The organism is Microbacterium sp. B19(2022) (genome assembly GCF_012030385.1).
In the GTDB taxonomy this organism is placed as follows: Bacteria; Actinomycetota; Actinomycetes; order Actinomycetales; family Microbacteriaceae; genus Microbacterium; species Microbacterium oxydans_B.
In genome coordinates this window covers 60,190-76,978 of the sequence record NZ_JAAUVO010000002.1, presented here as the reverse complement: position 1 = coordinate 76,978, position 16,789 = coordinate 60,190, and the positions used below count along the sequence as shown (strand labels likewise).

Below are 16,789 nucleotides of genomic sequence, written 5' to 3'. Positions count from 1 at the left end.
GAGGTGCCGTGCGATCGGTCATGCACGATCGCACGGCACCGGCCGCGCTACTTCGTGTTGAGCGCCTTGTCGGCGGCGGCGTCGAAGTCGGCGGCGGCCTTCTCGACGGACTTCGATCCGGAGGCGATCGACGAGAACAGGCCGTTGACGTCCTTGTTGCTCTCGATCGTCGTCCAGTTCGCGTTCGCCGGTGTCGCCTTCGAGTTGAGCGCGGCGGTGAAGAAGCTGACCTTCACGTCATCCAGCGACTCCTGGGCGAACTCGATCCCCTCGGTGCTGTTGGGGATCCAGCCGTCGACGCCGAACACGTAGTCCTGCTGGATCTCGGGGCTCGCGGCGATCTTGACCCAGTTGAGCGCGAGATCGCTGTTCTTCGACTTCACCGGGATCGCCCAGTCCGAGCCACCCAGCATCACCGGCTGCGTCTCGCCCGAGATGCCCGGGAAGGGGAACGAGCCGAGGTCGTCTTCGAGTTCCGGGTCGATCTTGAGGATGGCGCTGGTGTTGGTGTTGAGGATCGCCGAGGTCTTGCCGTCGGCGAAGATCTGGCTCTGGTTCGGCTCGATCGTGTCGAGCGTCGAGGAGGCCTTCGACGAGTACGCGTTCTGGAAGGTCTGGAAGGCCTCGAGCCCTTCGAGGGACTCATCGGTGCTGAACCCGGAGGTCCACTCGCCGCCCTTCTCGCTGGCGATGTCGCCGCCCGCGTCCCACACGAACTGCAGCCCCGCGTACCAGTACTGACCCGGAAGATAGAACGCCGAGAAGTCGGGAGTCTGCGCGTTGGCGGCCTTGACCTTGTCGAGCGCCGCCGTGAACTCCTCGTACGTGGTCGGCGCCTCGGTCACACCGGCCTCGGCCCACATGGTCTTGTTGTAGATGACGGCACGGGCGCCCGCGAAGCCGGGAACGCCGTAGAGGCTGCCGCTGATCGTCGCGGGGTCGACGAGTCCGTCGAGCCAGGTCTGCCCCTGAGCGAGGTCGTCCTTGTAGGGCGTGAGGTCGAGCAGACCGCCGTTGGCGCCGTAGCTGGCGACCTGGGTGTTGCCCACGTCGAGCACATCCGGAGGGGTGTCGGTCGCGAGTGCGGTCGTGATCTTCGTGGTGATCCCGTCCCAGGTCTGCACCTGGAGGTTGACCTCGGCCCCGGTCTCCTCGGTGAACTTCGCGTTGATCGCATCGAGAGTCTCGGGCGTGTAGTCGCCGTCCATGACCCAGACGGTGAGCTTCTGTCCCTTGCCGTCGACGTCGGGGACCTTGCCGTCGGTGGGTGCGGCGCCTTGCCCGGCACCGGCGGAACCGGAACATGCGCTCAGCGCGAGAGCGGTCACGACGCCGAGTGCGCCGATCGCTGCCAACTTCTTGATTGCCACAGAACTCTCCTTGGTGAATGGGAACCGCAATTGTCACGTCGATGTGCTTGGCGGGTGAAAGTTAGTACACCTCTGTTTCATATCCCTTGTCAATCATTTCCTTGCGAGATGTGGAACTGTTATATTTCTGCGCGATGACGGTGTTGTTTCCAAATCGACCGCGATTAGGGTTCTGCAATTAGGTCACTTTATTTACTAACTATTAGGCCATGAAACCAACGAATTCAGGATCTCCTCTCATGCATTCAGACCACATGCCCTCGCCGACTCTCCTTCCCCGAGCTCAGAGCCGGAATTCGACCGAAGGGGAGTTCGAACTCACGCCCCTCACGACGGTCTCGACGCACGCCACGCTCCTGCAGCCGGCCCTGCGTCTTCAGGAGCAGTTGCGTGCCGCGACCGGCCTCGTCCTCCCGCTCACGGTCGACGACAGCACCGAGGAACGACCGCGCGAGCAGGACTCAGGAATCCGGTTCGACCTCGACACCGCGCTCGAATCGGAGGGCTTCGATCTGCAGATCACGACGGCGGGCGTGCGCCTCTCGGCCGCCGACGCCCGCGGCGGGCACTGGGCGGTGCAGGCGCTGCTGCAGCTGTTCCCGCCGGCGATCCATCGACACTCCCCTGTGCGCGGCACGCGGTGGGCGGCGCCGGCGACGCACGTGCGCGACGCACCGAAGTTCGCGTGGCGCGGTGCCATGCTCGACGTCGTCCGGCACTTCACTCCGGCACGCGAGGTGCGGCGCTTCATCGACCTGCTCGCCATGCACCGTCTCAACACGCTGCACCTGCACCTGACCGACGACCAGGGCTGGCGCATCGCGATCGACCGCTACCCGCTGCTCACCGAGATCGGCGGGTGGCGTCCGGAGAGCCAGGTCGGCGCCGTGCACGGTTCCCCCGGCGACGGTCGACCCCACGGCGGCTTCTACACGCAGGACGACATCCGCGAGATCGTCTCCTACGCGGCGGATCGCGGAGTCACCGTCATCCCCGAGATCGAGCTGCCGGGGCACGCACAGGCGGCGGTGGCCGCCTATCCGCATCTCGGAGTCGGACAGAACGCACCGGATGCGCCGTGGACGAAGTGGGGCATCAACCCCGTCATCTTCAACGCGGAGGAGACGACTATCGACTTCCTCACCGGCGTGCTCGACGAGGTCATCGACCTGTTCCCCTCGGAGTACGTCTGCATCGGCGGCGACGAGTGTCCGAAGGTGCAGTGGCGCGAGGATCCTCGCACGCAGGAGCGGATGCGGGAGCTCGGCCTGCACGACGAGGAGCAGCTGCAGAGCTGGTTCATCGGGCGGATCGCCGACCACCTGCGCTCTCGGGGCAAGAAGCTGCTGGGCTGGGACGAGATCCTCGAGGGCGGACTGGTCCCCGGGGCGAGCGTGCTCTCCTGGCGGGGGCGGGTCGGTGCGCTGGCCGCGGCCCGCTCCGGGCACGACGTCGTCGCCTGCCCCGAGGACACGGTCTACCTGGACTACCGCGAATCAGCGCTGCCGACGGAGCCGATCCCGGTGGGCACGGTGACGACGCTCGAGACCGTGTACTCGTTCGATCCCGTTCCCGCCGAACTCGATGCCGCAGAAGCCCGCCACGTCATCGGCGGTCAGGCGAACCTGTGGACCGAGCACATCGACTCGGCGCGCGGCCTCGACTACCGGGCCTTCCCGCGGCTCTGCGCTCTCGCCGAGGCGCTGTGGACCGACGGCGAACGCGACTTCGCCGAGTTCCAGCCCCGGCTGGTCGAACACCTCGCCCGCCTGGAAGCCGCGGGTGTGGAGTACCGCCCGCTGGACGGTCCGCGGCCGTGGCAGCAGCGACCCGGCATCACCGGGCGCCCGTCGTCGGTCGAGGAGTCCGCCGCCCACCTCGCGGCCATCACGGCGAACATCGGCTGACCTCCGCGGAGGCTGCCGGCACTCGACGACCTAGCCGAGTGCCGGCGGCCAGACGCCGATGATCACGGCCATCACCACGACCGTGACCAGCTCGTGGGCGATGTTCAGCGTGGTCAGCCTCGTCGAGCGGCCCTCGAACGCATCGTGGGTGATGAAACGCGCGGCCGTGAAGCCGGCCCATAGCGTGACCGCCGTGACGATGGTGCCCCAGAAGAACGCGCCGCCGTAGAAATGCCAGGCGATGGCGGATGCCCCGGCGAGCACCCACGCCGTGATGAAGCTGACGATGACCGTGGTGATGATGGGCCACATCGCCGTGGCCGGGGGACGGTCCATGTCGACGTTCGCCAGCTTCGACCAGCGGGTGCCGAACACCTTCGGGGCGTACCAGATCGAGCCGACGATCATGCTCGACGCGGTGGCCAGCAGCACCGCCCAATAGTTGATCTCGGGAACCATGACAGCCTCCACTCATCGGATGCCGTCAGGCTACTCCTGCGGTGCGGCAGCGCGGGGAGGAGGTCGACTCGACTTCCCGCGTCACGACTGTGCGAGCAGCTCCTCCACCTGCGACCGCGTCGGGATCGAGGCGACCGCTCCCCGTCGCCCGACGACCTCGACCCGATGGGCGGGCACGGCGATGACCTCGTCACCCCGGCCGAGCATGAGCCCGGCGGCTCCCCTCGTGACCACGCTCGCTCACGCCACGAAGCGTCGAGTTCGCCCCGCCGTCGATCACGATGCCGTGCTCATCGACGCGCCTCGCGGGCGCTCACCTGTCCGCCGTCGAAGTACGCCTTCACCTGCGGATCGAGCTCCGGAACCCGCTGCGGCATCGCCCCCGCGCGCAACGACGCGGTTGCCGCGATGCCCGCGGCGACGCTGTCCCTGGCCTCGGAGGGAGACGTCTCGAGCTGGCGCTCTCCACGGAGGAACCCCAGGAACTCCTCGACGATCGCGACATCCGCCCCACCGTGGGTGCCCTCGCCGAGAGGGATCTCGTAGTCCCTGTCCCCGGCGCCGTTGTATTCGGATCGCCTGTTCCACAACCGCACCACGCCGCCGTCGGAGTCGCCGAGGTTCTCCAGGCGTCCCTCCGTGCCGATCACCGTGTAGTTGCGCCAGTAGTCGGGCGAGAACGCGCACTGCTCGTAGCTGGCGAGTACCCCGTTGCCGAGACGCATCGTCATGATCGACACGTCCTCGATGTCGATCACCGGGTTGAGCTCGGTCTGCGCGAGCGGCGGCCAGTTGTCGAGGCTCGCGAGGGTGCCCATCATCCGGTCGGAGTTGTCGCGCCGATCCTCGACGTCGCCGTAGACCATGAGGTCGCCCATCGCAACCACGTCACGGCTCGGGGCTCCCGCCAGCCAGTGGATCACGTCGATGTCGTGCGCGCCCTTCTGCAGCAGCAGCCCGGTCGTCTTCGCCCGCTCGGCGTGCCAGTCCTTGAAGTAGAAGTCACCGCCGTGGCCGACGAAGTGCCGGCACCACACGGTCTTCACCTCGCCGATCGTCCCCTCGTCGATCAGCCGCTTCAACAGTCGCACCATCGGCATGTGGCGCATGTTGTGACCGACGGCGAGGCGAGTGCGCGTGCGGAAGGCGGTCTCGAGGATGCGATCGGCATCGTCGAGCCGCGTCGCGATCGGCTTCTCGAGATACACGGCGATGCCGGCCTGGAGAAGGTCGACGGCGACCTCGGCGTGCGTATGGTCGGGCGTCAGCACGAAGACGGCATCGAGGTCGAGGTCGATGAGTGCACGATGGTCTTCGACGACCAGGACGTCGGGTCCGAACAGCGAGCCCGCGCGTTCCCGGCCTCGCGCAGCAGGGTCGGCGACCGCCACGATCTCCGCTCCGAACCGGGGAAGGAAGGTGGCCAATTCCGCGCGGGATCCTGCGCCCGCGACCGCGATCCTCAGTGCCATGCGTCGAGCTCCGTTTCCTGTCGGATGGCACCCCAGGCACCCGCGAGTGGCGGGCGTCCCAAGTGGTCGTCGATGAGTCCGGAAAGATCCTCCGGACCGACGACGGTGACCGCATACCGGTGGCGTCCGCTCGCAGAGGGGGCCCACAGGGTGCCCGCCGCCTCGTCGAGCGACACGGTGCCGGGTCCGCTCCAGGCGACGCGTCCGTCGAGCTCACCGGCGGCGAGCATCACCGCGAGCAGGTCCCAGCTCGGGCGTCCGATCCCCTTGCCGCTGTGCAGGGAGTACGCGATCGCCACCGGGCTGTCGTCACCCTGGGTGGCCGAGAGCGTACGACCGGTGATGACGTCGGCCGCGGTCTCCCATCCCACGAAGTCCACCGGGCTCGGCCACTCCGCGAGGAACCGTGCGGTGTGTCCCGGTTCGTGCGCGAAGTTGGTCTCCGCGAGCGGCTCCGCACCGAGGTCGGGCCGGGCGCGCGTGCCGAAGACACCGCCCATCACGACGGCGCGTGCGACCTTCGCGGCCACGAGCTCGCGTCCGCTCAGAGCGCTGAGAGCGTCGGCGGGGGTGTCCAGCAGCGCGACCAGGTTTCCGAAGTAGCCGATCGAGACGACCGTCACCGTGCCGTCATCGGCTCCGGCGAGGGCTTCCCTGAGCACCGCGACCGCGTCCGGCATCACGTCCGGTGTCGCGGCATGCGGATGCATCCTGCTGATCGCCCGCGCGTAGTCTTCCGGCCCGATCTCGTCGGTGATCGGATGCCGGATCCCGACGGGGATCTCGGCCCTGCCGTAGTAGTCGTTCAGCACGCGGGCGGCACTGTGGCTCCAGTGGCCAGAGGTGTTGATGCCGATGCCGAGGATCTCGACGAGCCCGCGGTCGGCGAGGGCGTGCGCGACCGCGATCGCCCCGGCATCGTCCACGTCGTCGCAGAGATCGGTCTCGATCAGGATCGGTGTCGGCCGATATCCGCGGTCAGTCATTGCGTGAGATGAGGATGTCATCGACAGAGAGCGCCCCTCCGTTGTGCAGGCCCCAGATGAGGCGGTAGTCGGTGTGGTTGCCGGTCGTGAACGTGACGGATCTCTTCTGCACGGTCCCGACCGGATCGGTCCAGCTCGTCACACCCCGGTCGCTCGGCGCTCCTGTCGCCTGCGATCGCGCGAGGAAGTAGAAGTGACCGCCGCTCCCGGGGAGCGCGCCGGTCTTGGTGACGAACTCCACGGTGTACGAGGTATCCGGGCTGAGCGCGATCGTCGCGGGATTCGAGTAGAGGAACTCGTACCAGTCGGTCGTTGCAGGCGCCGCCCCGTAGGCGGAGTGGCTGCCCGAGACGACCTGCGACGGGGTGCTGGTGATGGTGCCGTACGATCCGCCGAACCCTCCCGTGAAGTGGCTGGTGGCGAAGGACCCCGTCTCGAAGCCGAAGACGACTCCACCGGTGACCAGCGGGTTGCTCCGGGTGAGGAGCACCGTGTCACCCTTCGCCATCGTGAAGGTTGCCGTGGTCGTGGACAGACCGAGGAGCGTTTCGCTCCCCGTGTCGTAGAGCGGGCCCGCGGTCGGCAGAGTGACGGTCTTCGTCCCCGCGGTCTTCGCATGCAGGCTGATCCAGGCGGCGTTGGCCTCGAGGTTGTCGTCGCCTCCGGTGTACACGTGCACCCCCGCGTCGCTGTACAGCTTGCGCAGCACCGGAGACGGGATCGGCGGAGTGCTGGCGAGCACCGAGGTCCACCCGGTCAGCGTCTTCCTCGCGATCACGGGCCGCGGTGTGCTCTCGGCCGAGCGGGCGAGCGTGGTGAATCCGCTCCCGCTCGGGAGGAACAGCGGTTCGAGGGCGATCTCGCCTCCGAAGGTCTCCGTGACGCCGGGGAACGCGGCCGAGTCCAGGTGGTAGCTCATCGGCGCGAGCCCCGCGTTCTTGACCTTCGTGATCGTGATGTCGTCGACGGTGATCGCGCCCCCGTCGTGGATGCCCCAGATCAGGTAGTAGTCGCTGTAGTTCTTGAGCGTGAACTCGAACTCCTTCGTGTAGACCGATCCGGGAGCATCGCTCCACTGATTCGAACCGACATCCTGCGGCACGCCGCCGGTGCCGGTGCGGGCGACGAAATAGAAGTATGCGCCGGCACCCGGGGCAGTGATCGTGCGGCCACGGAACTTCACCCGATAGGTCGCGTTGGCTTCGAGCGGGATCGACGCGGCCTTCGTGTAGAGGTACTCGTGCCAGTCGGTGCTGGCCGGTGCGCTGCCTTTGACTGATCGCGTCCCGCCGATCACCTCGCCCGCCGTCGCGATGATCGTCCCTGTCGCACCGCCCGCCCCGGCCGAGTACCCCGTGCCCGCGAAGCTGCCGGACTCGAAGTCCTCGCTGTCCAGCGGTGTGCTCGGGTCGGGTGGTGACGCCGCAGGAGCGTTGACCTGCGTGAGGCTGAACCCGGTGAGCGCCTCGACGTCGGCCTTCGAGAGGCCGGAGTCTCCCGCGTACCCGGGTGCCCAGCCCCAGACGAGCGTGCGGCCACCGGACTTGAGCGCGGTGATCGCTACCCGCTGGGCGGCGTTCAGGCGGAAGGCGTCGGGGAACACGTAGACCTTGTAGTGCGTGGGGACCAGCCCGTCGACCAGGTCGTCGATCGTGAAGCGGTCGAAGGGCGCTCCCGCGCGGCTCAGCTCGCCGATGCCCTGGCGGCTGCCGAGAGACGGCCCTTCGTAGAGCTTGGCCGTCGTGTCGGTCTCGCCGCCGAGCACGAGCTCGGCGGTCGGCACGCTGATCACGGCGACCTCCGAGGACCGGGCGCGCGAGACGTTCATCGAGTAGTCGCCCCAGTGCTTGAGGTTCGCGAACTCCGCACCGAATGCAGGATCGGCGTACCAGAGTCCCGAGGAGTGATCCATGTACCACATGCCCGTAGCGTGGGTCACAGCCTGACCGAAAGCCCGACGGATGATGCCGAGGGATTCGGCCATGGTGGTCGCGTAGATGAACAGGATGGGGCTCGTCGCGAGGTGCGTGCGGTCGTCTGCCTCGTCGATGAAGAGCTTGCCATGCAGCGCGAGGCTCTCGGTATAGGTGCGGTAGGCGCCGTCGTCACCGGGAGCACGCCGATAGTAGGAGTGCGGCGAGGTGACCAGATCGACGGAGTCGAGCCGGTGCAGTGCGGCCACGGCGCGGTGGTGCTGCTCCTGCGGCATGTACCCCTGGTCCGGGGTGTAGCCGTAGAGGACGGACGTGAGAAGCGTGCCGTCGCTCTCGTCCTTGACGATCGAGGCGAAGTGATCGATAGCCTCCACGACGACACGGTGATGACTCTCGTAGTAGTCCAGCACGCGGCGCGACGCGGCCGGATTGCGGAACAGCCCGTTCGCCGTCTCCCGTCGCTCCCCTGTGCCCGGAATCACCACGGTGTCAAAGGTGACGGCCGGGTCGCCCCACGCGGCACGGAGCTGCGCGACGCTGTTCGCGTACTTCGCCTTGAGATGCCCTATCCAGGCGGTGCGCATGGGCTCGCTCGTGTCGGGCAGGTACTCCGCGTTGTAGCAGAGCCACTCGCCGTAGAGTCCGCCGGCGAGCGTGATGCCCATGGTCCGGTCGCCTTGCGGTCCGTCCAGGATGTGCCGCACCATCGTGCGGAGCTTGGCACCCGCCTCCGTGCGCCAGGTCGCAGAGGCGAAGGAGGCGTCGCGGGGGATGTCGGCCGTTCCGGGGTCGATCGCATAGTCGACCAGGTCGTCGGGGTGGGCGTCGAGCCACCAGTCAGGCGCCCACAGGTGCACCCGCGGCATGGCATAGCCGCTCGGCACATGATCCTCGAACGTCTGCATCACGCGGTCGATCACTGTGAAGTTCTGCGTGCCCGCGCCGGTCCAGCCGAGGTCGAGGTAGGTGTCCTTCTCGATGAACGAGTAGAACTCCACCCCGGCGTCGGTGAACGTCTGCCCATCGGCGACCGACACCTCCTGCTCGAACAGATACATCGGGAACCGCGGCGCATCGTCGACGAAGAGGCAGGGAGCGCCGCGATGGGTCCCCACCCGGAACGTCGACCGCGCCGCCGTCGTCGTGAGCGGATGCACCGACGCGGCCCCGATGCCCGCGAAGGCGGATGCCGGTCGGGCGTTGCCGTCCACGAGGGCGATCAGCAGGGGTGCGGCCATGACACCGAGGAACGTACGTCTCTTCATCGAGCTGTCCTTTCGGAAGGTCGGTCTCAGCCTTTGAGACCGGAGAAGGCGATGCCCTCGATGACGCGACGCTGCATCACGAGGAACAAGATCATGATCGGCAGCATCGCCATGAGCGCCGCGGCGAGCATCGACGGGTACTCGGAGCCGTGCTCTCCCGTGAACGATGCGAGCCCGACGGCGAGCGGCATCATGTCCTGGCTGTTCACGATGACGAGCGGCCAGAGCAGGGAGGACCAGGACGCGAGGGCGGTGAGGATCGCGAGGGCGCTCAGCCCCGGCTTCGCCAGCGGGAGCATGACCTGCCAGAACACCTGGCCGGGGTTCGCACCGTCGAGCCGTGCCGCCTCTTCGAGCTCCTTGGGCAGTCCGAGGAAGAACTGCCGCATCATGAAGATCCCGAAGGCGTTTACCAATCCGGGGACGACGATGCCCGCGAAGGAGTTGAGCCAGCCGAAGCTCTGCACGGTCTGGTACTGCGGAATGAGCAGAAGCGTTCCCGGCACCATCAGCATGGAGAGCACGATCGCGAACAGCGGACCCTTGGCGAAGAACCGCATCCGCGCGAACGCGTATCCCCCGAGCGCGCAGAGGATGAGCGTCGCGACCGTGGTCAGAACGGTGATGATGACGGTGTTCAGCATCTGGCGGAGGAAGGGGACCTGAGCGAAGACACCCACGTAGTTGTCGAGGTTCCACTGCGTCGGCCAGAGCGTGGGCGGCACCGAGGTGATCTGCCCGTTCGTCATGAAGGTCGCCAGCACCTGATAGATGAACGGCGAGACCATGACCACGCCACCGATCAGGAGCACGGCATGTGCACCGAGCTGCCGACCGGAACGCCGACCCCGCCGGCTCTGCGCGAGACGGTCACTCATAGTGCACCCACTTCTTCTGAAGACGGAACTGGATGGCGGTGAGGATCGCGATCATCACGATGATCACGACGCCGATCGCGGTCGCGTACCCCTTGTCGTTCTGCAGGAAGCCCTCGTTGTAGAAGAAGTACACGAGGGTCTGCGATCGGGCGGCGTTGGGACCGGTGCCCAGCATCACGAAGATCAGATCGAAGACCTGGAAGCCGCCGATCAAGGTCAGCACGCTGATGAAGAAGATCGTCGGGGTGAGCAGCGGAAGCGTGATGCTGCGGAACTGCCGCGCGGGACTCGCCCCGTCGATCGACGCCGCCTCATACAGGTCCGGCGGGATGCTGGAGAGGCCCGCGCTGAACACGATGATGTTGAAGCCGAGCGAGAGCCAGATGCCGACGATGGCGACCGCGACGAGGGAGAGCCCCGGCGTCGAGAGCCAGTACGGCCCCTGGATTCCGAAGAGTCCGAGGAAGGCGTTGATCAGACCGAAGTCCCCGCTGTAGAGCATCCGCCAGACGATCGCGACCGCGACCGGCATCGTGACCACCGGCAGGAAGTACAGCGTGCGGTAGAGACCTTTGAACCGCAGACCCGGCCGGTTGATGAGCGCTGCGAGGTACACGGCGATCGGCACGTTGAGCATCACGATCGCGGTGTAGATGGCGGTGTTGCCGAGCGCGAGCGCGAAGTCCGGATCGTTGAACAGGCGGACGTAGTTGTCGATTCCCGCCCAGCTCACGTCTCCGAAGAAGCCCCAGGTGGTGAAGCTGTAGTAGAACGTGCGCAGCAGCGGCCAGATGAAGAAGACGGCCAGGGGCACGAGGATCGGCACGAGGAAGATCCACGGCCAGACTCCGTCGTACTTCTGCGAGCGCCGCACGGGGCGGGTGGCGGCCGGAGCCACCACCCGCCCGCGACTCGCTGTGGTGGTGGTCATCACTTCTTCTCGGCGGCGAGCACCTCGTTCATCGCGGCGGCCAGTTGCTTGCAGGCCTCCTCGACGGTGAGCTCGCCGCTCCACGCCTTGGTGAGGTACTCGTTCTCGAGCGTGTTCCATGCCGCGGTGTTCAGCGACACGGGGTACGGAGCCGCGTGCGCGGCCTGGTCGCTGAACAGCGAGAGGTCCCACTGCGGGAAGGCGTCGGTGAAGCTCGAGGCGACGCCGTTGAAGGCGGGGATGCCGAGGCCCGCGGCTCCGTAGAGCTCCTGGGCCTCCTTCGAGGCGAGGAAGGCCTGGAAGGTCTGCGCGGCCTCTTTGTTCTCCGAGTAGGCCGACACGGCGTCGGCGCCGCCCTGGATCGTGGTGACGAGGTCGGACTCTCCGGTCGGCAGCGGAGCGACCGCCACAGTATCGGCGATCTCGCTGTCCTTCAGAGAATTCGCGTTCCACGGGCCGGACCACATCATGGCCAGCTTGCCCGAGGTGAAGTACTGCGGGATGGGCGTGTCGGTGATCTGCGCGACGGACGGGGAGACTCCCGCCTGAGCGAGGTCGACCCAGAGCTTGACGCCCGCGATCGTGCCGGGGTCGTCGTAGCCCGAGGTGGTGCCGTCTTCGGAGATGACCTCACCGCCGGACTGGTAGATGGTGTTGTAGGAGGTCTCCTGACCGGTCCATGGGGCGGCGGCAGCGCCGAACACGCCTTCGGAGCCGAGCGCGGTGCTGATGGCCGTCGCCGCGGCGACGAAATCCTCCTGCGTCCACCCGTCGGCCGGGTATGCGACGCCCGCCTGATCGAAGAGCGCGGTGTTGTACCAGACGCCCATCGTGGCGTAGCCGGTCGGCGCGGCGTACAGCTCGCCGTCGAAGGTGTAGCTCTGGATCGACGCGTCCGGGAAGTTCGCGGGGTCCATCCCGTCTGCGGTGTCGACGGGAGCGAGTGCGCCGTTGGTGGCGTACAGGCCGGCGTTGGGCTCGTTGATCCAGAAGACGTCCGGCAGGGTCTTGCTCGAGGCCTGGGTCTGCAGCTTGGTCCAGTACTGGTCCCAGGGGAGGGCCTGGATGTTGACCGTGATCTCGGGATGCTCTTCGTTGAAGGCGGCGATCACGTCCTTGTACGGCTCGAGGGCGTTGGCGTCCCAGATCACGTAGTCGATGCTCGCTTCACCGCCGTCGGCGGGTCCTGCGCCGGATGCGCATGCGGTGAGGCTGAGGGAGAGAACGGCGACGGCGGCGACGGCGCTCGCGGTCTTTCGCTGACGATTCATTGTCTGCTTGGTCCTTTGCTCGGGTGCGAGGGTGTGGAGCATCGTGCACGAGCGGTGATGGCCTCGGCACTCCTGGATGACGACTTCCATATAATAATCCAAGTTGGCATTAAAATTAGAGGATGCGAAAGAACCCTGTCAAGAGCTGGATTCGACCCGGGTCGCGCCGATCCGATCCTGCGGCTCACAGCGCGCTACGATGACTAACCAAACTTGACGTGAGAATCCGCTCCTCGAGTACGGGAGACCATGACGACGACACCACGCTCCGGCGACCGCTCACTGCTGAGGCGCATGAACACCCATGCGGCACTCCTCGGCGTCCGCGACGGACAGCACACGGTGACCGGCCTCGCCGACCAGCTGGGCATCTCGCGCACGGCAGCCGAAGACGTGGTGCGCGACCTCGTCGAGCTCGGCTGGGTGACCCCCGCCGACGCCCCGGCCAGTGCGCGGCCCGGGCGCCCCGCACGCAGCTACCGCTTCGCCGCTGAAGCGGGCCACGTCGTCGGACTCGACATCGGCGTGCACAAGATCCTCGGCATCGTCGCCGACCTGGAAGGCCAGCCGCGCGCCTCGCACAAAGTGTCGATCGACGAGGATGCGAGCGCCGCCGACCGGCTCGCACTCGCCACGACCGTCGTGGAGGCCTGCCTCGCCGAAGCGGGTCTCGATATGGAGGCGGTCTGGTGCGCCGGCGTGGGCTCGCCCGGCGTCATCGACGCGTCGGGCACCGTCACCCGGTACGGAGGCAACGGCCTCCCCGGCTGGCTCGGCCTCGACCTGGCCGACACGCTCTCGACGCGCTGGGGCGTGCCCGTGCGGGTCGAGAGCGACAACAACCTCGGCACGATCGCCGAGCACTGGCGTGGCAGCGCGCAGGACGCGCGCGACGTCGTCTACGTCCTCTCCGGCAACCGCACCAGTGCCGGGATCCTCATCGGCGGCTCCCTCTACCGCGGTCACAGCGGAGGCTCGGGCCTGGTCGGCGCCCTACCCCAGCTCGGGTGGGCAGAAGCGCCTCGACACGTCGACTCGCTCGCCGGCACCGGGGTCGAGCCGACCCGGGAAGCCATGTTCCTCGCCGCGCGCGACGGCATCCCGCACGCGCTCGCCGCGCTGGACGGATTCGCCGCCAGCATCGCGACCGGGGTCGTGGCGATGTCACTGGCCGTCGACCCGGAGCTGATCGTGCTCGGCGGCGGCATCTCTCGCGGCGGCGAGATCATCCTCGACGCGATCCGCTCGCACATCGACGAGCTCCAGCCGCACGCCCCGCGGGTCGTGCTCTCCACCCTGGGCGACGAGTCGGTGGCGATGGGCGCCGTCCGGATCGCGCTCGACGCCATCGACGCCCAACTCCTCACCTCGGTGCAGGCCGGGGCCCGCTTCCCCTCTCCATCGCGCGGCATCCTTGCGCTCTGAGCCGCGACGGCACGCTCCGGATCGAACCGATTCGATGCCCGCTCTGGCAAGACTGTAAGCGTTTGCAGTAGCCTGTTCGCATGGCACAGCTTGAGCAGATCGCAGCCCCCGGTTCCGAGTGGTGGCGCAGCGCCGTCATCTACCAGATCTACCCCCGATCCTTCGCGGACGCGTCCGGCGACGGCATCGGCGACCTCCCGGGCATCACCAGCCGCCTCGACTCGCTGCAGGAACTCGGCGTCGACGCGATCTGGCTCAGCCCCTTCATGACCAGCCCGCAGCGCGACGCCGGCTACGACGTGGCGGACTACCGCGACGTGGACCCGCTGTTCGGTACGCTCGCCGACTTCGACGAGATGCTGAACCAGGCCCACGACCGCGGCATCCGCGTGATCGTCGACCTGGTCCCGAACCACTCGTCCGACCAGCACGTGTGGTTCCAGGAAGCCCTCAAGGCGGCACCGGGCAGCCCGGAGCGCGCGCGGTACATCTTCCGCGACGGCCGTGGTGAGAACGGCGAGCTCCCGCCCAACAACTGGGAGTCGGTGTTCGGCGGCGGCATGTGGCAGCGGGTGACCGAGGCCGACGGCACCCCCGGCCAGTGGTACCTGCACATCTTCGACGCCACGCAGCCCGACTTCGACTGGAACAACGAAGAGGTGCAGGAGGAGTTCCGCTCCATCCTGCGCTTCTGGCTCGACCGCGGCGTCGACGGCTTCCGGGTCGACGTGGCCCACGGCATGATCAAGACCGAGGGCCTCCCCGACTACACCCCGCCGACCGACGCCGACTCCATGGGCGGCGGAGAGTCGAACGTGCCGTACTGGGGCCAGGATGGCGTCCACGAGATCTACCGCGACTGGCACAAGGTGCTCGCCGAGTACGACGGCGACCGTGCACTGTGCGGCGAGGCCTGGATGCCGACGCTCAAGCAGACCGCGCTCTGGGTGCGTCCGGACGAGATGCACCAGACCTTCAACTTCCCGTACCTGATGACGCCGTGGAACGCGAAGGAACTGGGCGACGTCATCCGCGAGTCGCTCGACGAGTTCGGCGGCGTCGGAGCGCCCAGCACCTGGGTGCTCTCGAACCATGACGTCGTGCGGCACGCCTCGCGCCTCGCGCTCACGGCCGACAACCCCCAGGGCGAGGGCATCGGACCGAACACTCCGAACAAGCCCGACACCGCGATCGGCCTGGCCCGCGCCCGCGCGGCGACCACCCTCATGCTCGCGCTCCCCGGCTCGGCCTACCTGTACCAGGGCGAAGAGCTCGGTCTGCCCGAAGCGATGGAGATCCCGGACGAGTTCCGTCAGGACCCGACCTGGTTCCGCACCGGGGGCAAGCGCTACGGGCGCGACGGATGCCGCGTGCCGCTGCCCTGGGAAGCGGAGGCTCCGGCCTTCGGCTTCAACGAGACCGGCCTGTCGTGGCTCCCGCAGCCGACCGAGTGGGCGACCTACGCCCGCGACGTGGAGGAAGTCGACCCCGGCTCGACGCTCGCCCTGTACAAGCGCCTGCTCGCGGCTCGTCGTGAGCACGGCTTCGGTGCCGGTTCGCTGGTCTGGGAGGATGCCGGCGCTGACGCAGTGGCCTTCCGTCGCGGCGACGTGCACGTGGTCGCGAACCTCGGCACCGAGCCGATCGAGCTGCCGGCCGACGCGAGCGTGATGCTGAAGAGCCAGCCGTTCGACGGCTCGTCGATCCCGGTCGACACCGCCGTCTGGTACACCACGGTCTGACCGGCCGAACCCCCGTTCCGGTCGCGGATCCTGTTGCTCGCACACTTCGGGCCTCAGGAACCGCGACCGGAACGACTTCTCAGAGGAACACATGGCCAGCATCGATGAGGTCGCCCGGCTCGCCGGGGTCTCCACCGCGACCGTCTCGCGCGCACTCAGCGGCCGCGGCCACGTGTCCGAATCCGCCAGGGAGCGGGTGCAAGCCGCGGCGCAGTCGCTCGGCTACGTCGTCTCGTCACGCGCGTCGAGCCTCGCGTCCGGGCGCACCCGCAACGTCGGGGTCGTGGTGCCGTTCCTCGACCGATGGTTCTTCAGCACCGTGCTGTCGGGCGTCTCGGCCGCGCTGATGCGCGCCGGCTACGACATCACGCTCTACAACATCACCGCCGACAAGGACGTACGTCGGCACGTGTTCGACACGTTCCTGCGGCGGCAGCGCGTGGATGCCGTCATCGCCGTGGCGATCGAGCTCGACGCCGACGAGACGCAGCACCTGCTCGATCTCGGCCTGCCGGTCATCGCGATCGGCGGCCCGAACCCGAAGCTCGACACCCTCACGGTCGACGACGTGGCGGTCGCCCAGCTCGCCACCGAGCATCTGATCAGCCTCGGTCACACCGACATCGCCCACATCGGCGCGAACCCCGAGTTCGACATCGACTTCCACATCCCCACCAACCGCCGCCTCGGGTTCGAGAAGGCACTGGCGAAGGCCGGGATCCCCCTGAACCACGCCCTCCTCGAGCCGGCGGACTTCACGGTCGAGGGCGGCTACCGCGCGGCGAAGCAGCTGCTCGGACGCCCGGGCCCCCGACCGACCGCGGTGTTCGCGGCATCCGACGAGATGGCGATCGGGGCGCTGCTCGCGGCCCGCGACCTGGGTTTCAGCGTGCCGGATGACCTCTCGATCGTCGGCATCGACGGGCACGAGCTCGGCGAGTTCTTCCGCCTGACCACCGTCGACCAGTTCCCGCTCGGGCAGGGTGAGCGGGCCGCGGATGCCGTGCTGGCGAAGCTCACCACGCCCGACGAGGTGCACATCCCCTCGGCGCTGCCGTACGAGCTGAACGTGCGCGGGACCACCGCCCGGCTGATCTAGGTCGACCCGTGGGGCCGACCCGGCCCTTTGCGTGCGACCCGGCCCCTTGC

Annotated in this window: 13 protein-coding genes; 4 read left to right on the top strand and 9 right to left on the bottom strand. The window is 67.8% G+C overall.

The features are described 5' to 3' along the window. Positions 1–47: 47 nt before the first annotated feature. Entirely contained in the window at positions 48–1,370 is a 1,323-nt protein-coding gene (locus HCX50_RS02080; protein WP_167632835.1) for an extracellular solute-binding protein, read from the bottom strand. 254 nt (positions 1,371–1,624) lie between these two features. Between HCX50_RS02080 and HCX50_RS02075 the strand changes: the two genes are divergently transcribed. After that, positions 1,625–3,277 (top strand): beta-N-acetylhexosaminidase, encoded by a 1,653-nt coding sequence (locus HCX50_RS02075; RefSeq protein WP_167632834.1) that lies wholly within the window; start codon positions 1,625–1,627, stop codon positions 3,275–3,277. Positions 3,278–3,307: 30 nt separating this feature from the next. Here the strand turns inward: HCX50_RS02075 and HCX50_RS02070 are convergent, their stop codons facing one another. The 8 genes from HCX50_RS02070 to HCX50_RS02035 form a co-directional block, all read right to left on the bottom strand. Beyond that, a complete protein-coding gene (locus HCX50_RS02070) occupies positions 3,308–3,736 on the bottom strand; it encodes a DUF1761 domain-containing protein (protein WP_167632833.1) in 429 nt (142 codons plus the stop codon). An 81-nt stretch (positions 3,737–3,817) separates the two neighbouring features. Continuing rightward, positions 3,818–3,970 carry a hypothetical protein gene (locus HCX50_RS02065; protein ID WP_167632832.1) on the bottom strand — a complete coding sequence of 51 codons (153 nt, stop codon included), beginning with the start codon at positions 3,968–3,970 and terminating at the stop codon, positions 3,818–3,820. Between the two features lie 56 nt (positions 3,971–4,026). Beyond that, positions 4,027–5,208, bottom strand: coding sequence for a Gfo/Idh/MocA family protein (locus tag HCX50_RS02060; RefSeq protein ID WP_091032660.1), 1,182 nt, complete (start codon positions 5,206–5,208; stop codon positions 4,027–4,029). Further along, positions 5,199–6,194: a nucleoside hydrolase gene (locus HCX50_RS02055; RefSeq protein ID WP_167632831.1), complete on the bottom strand. Its 996-nt coding sequence runs from the start codon at positions 6,192–6,194 to the stop codon at positions 5,199–5,201. The genes HCX50_RS02060 and HCX50_RS02055 overlap by 10 nt, the downstream gene beginning before the upstream one ends. Continuing rightward, positions 6,187–9,393, bottom strand: a complete 3,207-nt coding sequence (locus HCX50_RS02050) for a hypothetical protein (protein ID WP_167632830.1) — start codon at positions 9,391–9,393, stop codon at positions 6,187–6,189. The genes HCX50_RS02055 and HCX50_RS02050 overlap by 8 nt, the downstream gene beginning before the upstream one ends. Positions 9,394–9,419: 26 nt before the next feature. Next, on the bottom strand, positions 9,420–10,271 hold the full coding sequence (locus tag HCX50_RS02045; protein WP_091032668.1) for a carbohydrate ABC transporter permease: 852 nt from the start codon (positions 10,269–10,271) through the stop codon (positions 9,420–9,422). After that, positions 10,264–11,202: a carbohydrate ABC transporter permease gene (locus HCX50_RS02040; RefSeq protein WP_091032672.1), complete on the bottom strand. Its 939-nt coding sequence runs from the start codon at positions 11,200–11,202 to the stop codon at positions 10,264–10,266. Before HCX50_RS02040 ends, HCX50_RS02045 begins: the two co-directional genes overlap by 8 nt. After that, a complete protein-coding gene (locus HCX50_RS02035; RefSeq protein ID WP_167381578.1) occupies positions 11,202–12,473 on the bottom strand; it encodes an ABC transporter substrate-binding protein in 1,272 nt (423 codons plus the stop codon). Before HCX50_RS02035 ends, HCX50_RS02040 begins: the two co-directional genes overlap by 1 nt. A 249-nt stretch (positions 12,474–12,722) precedes the next feature. Here HCX50_RS02035 and HCX50_RS02030 point away from each other — a divergent pair, with 249 nt between their 5' ends. The 3 genes from HCX50_RS02030 (at position 12,723) to HCX50_RS02020 (ending at position 16,739) form a co-directional block, all read left to right on the top strand. Then, positions 12,723–13,898, top strand: coding sequence for an ROK family transcriptional regulator (locus HCX50_RS02030; RefSeq protein WP_091032677.1), 1,176 nt, complete (start codon positions 12,723–12,725; stop codon positions 13,896–13,898). A gap of 80 nt (positions 13,899–13,978) precedes the next feature. Further along, positions 13,979–15,640, top strand: coding sequence for a glycoside hydrolase family 13 protein (locus HCX50_RS02025; RefSeq protein WP_167632829.1), 1,662 nt, complete (start codon positions 13,979–13,981; stop codon positions 15,638–15,640). A gap of 91 nt (positions 15,641–15,731) precedes the next feature. Further along, a complete protein-coding gene (locus tag HCX50_RS02020) occupies positions 15,732–16,739 on the top strand; it encodes a LacI family DNA-binding transcriptional regulator (RefSeq protein ID WP_167632828.1) in 1,008 nt (335 codons plus the stop codon). Positions 16,740–16,789 lie beyond the last annotated feature (50 nt).

Coding starts and splice junctions, on each gene's coding strand:
- HCX50_RS02030 (WP_091032677.1), top strand. CDS start 12,723: ATGACGACGACACCACGCTCCGGCGACCGCTCACTGCTGAGGCGCATG.
- HCX50_RS02035 (WP_167381578.1), bottom strand. CDS start 12,473: ATGAATCGTCAGCGAAAGACCGCGAGCGCCGTCGCCGCCGTCGCCGTT.
- HCX50_RS02075 (WP_167632834.1), top strand. CDS start 1,625: ATGCCCTCGCCGACTCTCCTTCCCCGAGCTCAGAGCCGGAATTCGACC.
- HCX50_RS02045 (WP_091032668.1), bottom strand. CDS start 10,271: ATGAGTGACCGTCTCGCGCAGAGCCGGCGGGGTCGGCGTTCCGGTCGG.
- HCX50_RS02025 (WP_167632829.1), top strand. CDS start 13,979: ATGGCACAGCTTGAGCAGATCGCAGCCCCCGGTTCCGAGTGGTGGCGC.
- HCX50_RS02070 (WP_167632833.1), bottom strand. CDS start 3,736: ATGGTTCCCGAGATCAACTATTGGGCGGTGCTGCTGGCCACCGCGTCG.
- HCX50_RS02060 (WP_091032660.1), bottom strand. CDS start 5,208: ATGGCACTGAGGATCGCGGTCGCGGGCGCAGGATCCCGCGCGGAATTG.
- HCX50_RS02050 (WP_167632830.1), bottom strand. CDS start 9,393: ATGAAGAGACGTACGTTCCTCGGTGTCATGGCCGCACCCCTGCTGATC.
- HCX50_RS02055 (WP_167632831.1), bottom strand. CDS start 6,194: ATGACTGACCGCGGATATCGGCCGACACCGATCCTGATCGAGACCGAT.
- HCX50_RS02020 (WP_167632828.1), top strand. CDS start 15,732: ATGGCCAGCATCGATGAGGTCGCCCGGCTCGCCGGGGTCTCCACCGCG.
- HCX50_RS02040 (WP_091032672.1), bottom strand. CDS start 11,202: ATGACCACCACCACAGCGAGTCGCGGGCGGGTGGTGGCTCCGGCCGCC.